This is a genomic window from Candidatus Methylomirabilota bacterium (assembly GCA_035315345.1).
Lineage (GTDB): Bacteria > Methylomirabilota > Methylomirabilia > Rokubacteriales > CSP1-6 > CAMLFJ01.
This window is the reverse complement of sequence record DATFYA010000158.1, coordinates 1-4,189: the sequence shown is the minus strand read 5'-3', so window position 1 is coordinate 4,189 and position 4,189 is coordinate 1. Positions and strand designations below refer to the sequence as shown.

The 4,189-nt window shown below is 72.0% G+C and carries 5 protein-coding genes; 3 read left to right on the top strand and 2 right to left on the bottom strand.

The genetic code is table 11. The features are described from left to right. A partial coding sequence (locus VKN16_20375; GenBank protein ID HME96562.1) for a nucleoside hydrolase occupies window positions 1-700 on the bottom strand: 700 nt, incomplete at its 3' end. Window positions 701-810: 110 nt separating this feature from the next. On the opposite strand from VKN16_20375, the gene VKN16_20370 reads away from it, so the two are divergent. Continuing rightward, the gene (locus tag VKN16_20370; protein ID HME96561.1) at window positions 811-999 is read left to right on the top strand and encodes an Rdx family protein; all 189 of its coding nucleotides are present in this window, start codon (window positions 811-813) and stop codon (window positions 997-999) included. Here VKN16_20370 and VKN16_20365 read toward each other — a convergent pair. Next, window positions 989-2,260 carry an acetyl-CoA hydrolase/transferase C-terminal domain-containing protein gene (locus tag VKN16_20365; protein ID HME96560.1) on the bottom strand — a complete coding sequence of 424 codons (1,272 nt, stop codon included), beginning with the start codon at window positions 2,258-2,260 and terminating at the stop codon, window positions 989-991. The genes VKN16_20370 and VKN16_20365 overlap by 11 nt on opposite strands. Window positions 2,261-2,379: 119 nt before the next feature. On the opposite strand from VKN16_20365, the gene VKN16_20360 reads away from it, so the two are divergent. Together VKN16_20360 and VKN16_20355 are read left to right on the top strand one after the other, a co-directional pair. After that, window positions 2,380-3,156 (top strand): SDR family NAD(P)-dependent oxidoreductase, encoded by a 777-nt coding sequence (locus VKN16_20360; protein HME96559.1) that lies wholly within the window; start codon window positions 2,380-2,382, stop codon window positions 3,154-3,156. Next, window positions 3,153-4,189: FAD-dependent monooxygenase (locus VKN16_20355; protein HME96558.1), on the top strand; the 1,037-nt coding region annotated here is incomplete at its 3' end. The genes VKN16_20360 and VKN16_20355, both read left to right, overlap by 4 nt.

Here is a 4,189-nt window from a genome sequence, read left to right as displayed (position 1 = left end):
CGGTGAAATCGAGGATGAAGCGCGCGACGGGGCTCGCGCGCCCGCGCAGACGTCCGACGAGGGCGCGCTCGGCCAGCACCACCTGGCGGGTCACGTCGAGCGGGATCAGCTCGATCGGCAGGCCCGACGAGAGCACCCGCGCGGCCGCCTCGGGATCGACGTGGATGTTGAACTCGGCCGCCGGCGTCACGTTGCCCGGCACCCCGACGGCTCCGCCCATCACCACGATCCGCCCGGCCCGGGCGAGGCCCCGGGCGTCGAGGGCGAGGGCGGCGGCCACGTTGGTGAGCGGCCCCAGGGCCACGATCGTCAGGTCCGGGCCCCAGCGATCCGCGATGTCCAGAATCGCTTCCGCCGCCGCGGCCGTCTCAAGAGAGATCGCGGGCTCCGGATAGCGGGGCCGGCCGTCGGGCTCCACGAAGCGGTCGAGATGGCCGAGGCCGTCGTCGCCGTGGACATCGGCTGCGGTGATCAGCGCGCGCTTGAGCGGCGCCTCGGCGCCCCGGAAGACCAGCGGCATCGGATCGGGCGCGGCCACCGCCAGGATGCGGCGGGCGTTCACGGTGGCCAGGTCCACCGACACGTTGCCCGCGACGGTGGTGATCGCTTCGACGCGTGCGTCCGGCGATGACAGGGCGAGCAAGATGGCCAGCGCGTCGTCGATGCCGGGGTCGGTGTCGATGAGGAGATGCCGGGTCATTTGACAGGTCCCGGGAGCGTCCGTATCATACGCGACAGTCCGGCGCCAAGTTTTCGTAAAAGGAGGGTTCCATGCACGTCCGGATCACCTACTGCGGAGAGTGAAACTATCTGCCTCAGGCCTCCAGTTTGCAGGCCGCCATCAAGAGTAAGTACGGCATCACCTCCGAGCTTCGGGAAGGCGTCGGCGGCATCTTCACCGTCGAGGTCGACGACACGATGATCTACGACAACCAGGTCACGTATCGCTTCCCCGAGGATCAGGAGATCTTCACCGAGATCGACAAGCTCAAGGGCTGATCGCGCGCTCGAGCGCGTCCCGGAACGCCGGGTCGGCGATGCGGACCAGTGCCCGCGCCCGCCCGGCGTCGCTTTGTCCGCGCAGCGCCGCCACCCCGTGCTCGGTCACCACGTAGTCGCTCAGGAAGCGCGGGGTGGTCACCCGCGTGCCCGCGCCCAGGCGCGCCACGATCCGCGAGCGCGTGCCGCGCGCGGCGCCGGCGGGCAGCGCGATGATCGACCGCCCGCCCGCCGCCCGCCCCGACCCCAGCACGAAGTCGAACTGCCCGCCGATGCCGGTGATCTGGCGGCCGTCCACGCTCTCCGCGTTCACCTGCCCCAGCAGGTCGACCTCGAGCGCCGAGTTCACCGAGACGAAATCGCCGAGCGCGGCGATCACGTGCGGGTCGTGCACGACGTCGGACGGCTCCATGTTCACGAGCGGGTTCTCGTGGCTCCATCGGTACAGGGCGGCGGTGCCCATGATCTCGCCCACGTCCATCCGGCCCGGGTGCAGGCGCTTGCGCGCGTTGGTGATCACTCCGGTTTGCACGAGCGGCAGCATGTGGTCGACCAGCAGCGAGTGGACGCCGAGATCCTTCTTGCCCGCCAGCGCCTCCATCACCGCCTGCGGGATCGAGCCCACCCCGACCTGCACCGTCGCCCCGTCCGGGATCAGGTCCGCCACGTGGCCCGCGATGCGCCGCTCGACCTCGCCCACCGGAGTCGGCGGGTACTCGAGGAGCGGATGGTCGACGGGCGTCCACGCGTCCACCTGCGAGTGATGGAGGAACGCCTGGCCGAGCGTGCGCGGCATGCGCGGATTCACCTGCGCGATGACGAGCGGAGCGCGGCGGGCCGCCGGCAGCAGGTAGCTGACCGAGACGCCGAGCGAGAGATGCCCGCCGCGATCCGGGGGCGCGGTGTGCACCAGCACCGCGTCGGGAGCCCAGGCGCCGCCCGCCGAGAACAGGCCGACGGTGTCGAAGTAGCGCGCGGGCACGAAGTCGACGTCTCCGCGCGCGTCGGCCTCCGCGAGGCGCGGGGACATGTGCCAGGTGGCGAAGCGGATCCTTCCCGCGTACGCGGGCGCCGCGAACGCGTAGTCGTCGAGGCGCAGCCCGCCCATCAGGGTGAGCGGAGCGAGGCGATCCGCCTGGCGGAGGATCTCCGCGATGAGCGCGGAGGGATCGCCCGCGCCGGGAGCGACGAGCACCTTCATGCCGGCGCGGAGTCGGCCGACCGCGTCGGTGAGGGAGACCTGCTGGAAGGGACGGCCCATAGAGCGCGGGTAGTATAATCGCGCGCGGATGGGCCCTTCAACGCTCGGGGAGGAGACGTCCCGGAAGCGGCGCGTCCGACGCGGGCGGTTGATCGCGCCGCCGTGGAGCCCGCCCGGGCGTGACTGACGGCGCGGGCGCGCTGAAGGACCGCACCGCCCTGGTGACCGGCGGCGGTCGGGGCATCGGGCGAGCCATCGCGCTCGCTCTCGGCCGAGCCGGGGCCGGGCTCGTGCTGAGCGGCCGCACCGAGAGCGCGCTGCGGTCGGCCGCGGCCGAGGCGACCGATGCGGGCGCGCCCGCGGTCGCATGCTACCCGCTCGACGTCGCGGATCCCGCGGCAGTGGCGGCCGCGCTCGACCGGATCCGCGCCGAGCGCCCGCCGGTGGACATCCTGGTCAACAACGCGGGCGTCGCCGAATCCGCGCCGCTGGCCCGCACGGATCTCGCGCTCTGGCAGCGCCATGTGGCCATCAACGCGACCGCGCCCTATCTCTTCATCCGCGCGCTGCTGCCCGGCATGCTCGAGCGGCGGTGGGGCCGCGTCATCAACATCGCCTCCACCGTGGGGCTCGCGGGCGCTCCGTACATCGCGGCCTACTCCGCCTCGAAGCACGCCCTGGTCGGCCTGACCCGCTCGGTCGCCGCGGAGGTCGCCGGGCGCGGCGTCACCGTCAATGCGGTGTGCCCCGGCTACGTGGCGACCGACCTGGCGTCCCGCGCGGCCGCGCGCATCAGCGAGAAGACCGGGCAGTCGCTCGGCGAGGCCACGCAGGCGCTGGCCCGGCTCAACGCCTCCGGTCGGCTGATCGAGCCCGACGAGGTGGCGCAGGTCGTGCTGGAGCTGGCCTCCGGGGCGGCGGACGCGCGCACCGGCGAGACGGTGGTGCTCTCGTGAGGATCAACGTTCTCGGGGGCGGGCCGGCCGGGCTCTACTTCTCCCTGCTCATGATGCGCCGCGACCCGTCGCACCGGATCACCGTCTTCGAGCGCGACGCCGCCGACGATACGTTCGGCTGGGGCATCGTCTTCTCCGACCGTACCCTGGCCTTCCTGCGGGAGCAGGACGAGCCCACCTTCACCGCCATCGCCCAGGCCAGCCAGACCTGGGACAACGTGGACGTCGTGCATCGCGGCGAGAAGGTCTCGATCCGCGGCAACGGCTTCTCCGGCATCGCGCGTCTCACGTTCCTCGACATCCTGCAGCGTCGCGGCCGCGAGGTCGGCGTCGATCTCCGCTTCCGCACCCCCATCGCCGATCCGACGGACCTGGCCGACGGCGATCTGCTGGTGGGCGCCGACGGCGCCAATAGCCTGGTGCGGCGTCACCACGCCGACTTCTTCCAGCCCTCGGTGGAGGTGCGGCTGAACCGCTACGTCTGGCTCGGCACCCCGCGCCTCTTTCACGGCCTGGTGATGATCTTCCGGACCAACGAGCACGGGCTCTTCATCGCGCACGCCTACAAGTTCAGCCCCACCATGAGCACGTTCATCGTGGAGTGCTCGCCCGAGACCTGGAGCCGCGCCGGCTTCGACCGGCTGAACGACCTCGACACCTGCCGCTACCTGGCGCGCGTGTTCCGCGACGATCTCGACGGCGAGCCCCTGCTCTCCAACAACTTCGTGAAGTGGGTCAACTTCCCGCTGGTGCGGAACCGCCGCTGGCACCACGAGCGCGCCGTGCTGACCGGCGACGCGGCCCACACCGCCCACTTCTCGATCGGCTCGGGGACCAAGCTCGCGTTGGAGGACGCCATCGCGCTGGCCGACGCGCTCGGTCGCTCCGGGCGCTCGCTTCCCGAGGCCCTCGCCGCGTACGAGGCCGCGCGCAAGCCGGCGGTGGACGCCTTCCAGGCCGCGGCGCGGCGCAGCCTCGAGTGGCTCGAGCGGGTCGACCCTCACCTGGGCCTCGAGCCGGTGCCGTTCGCCTA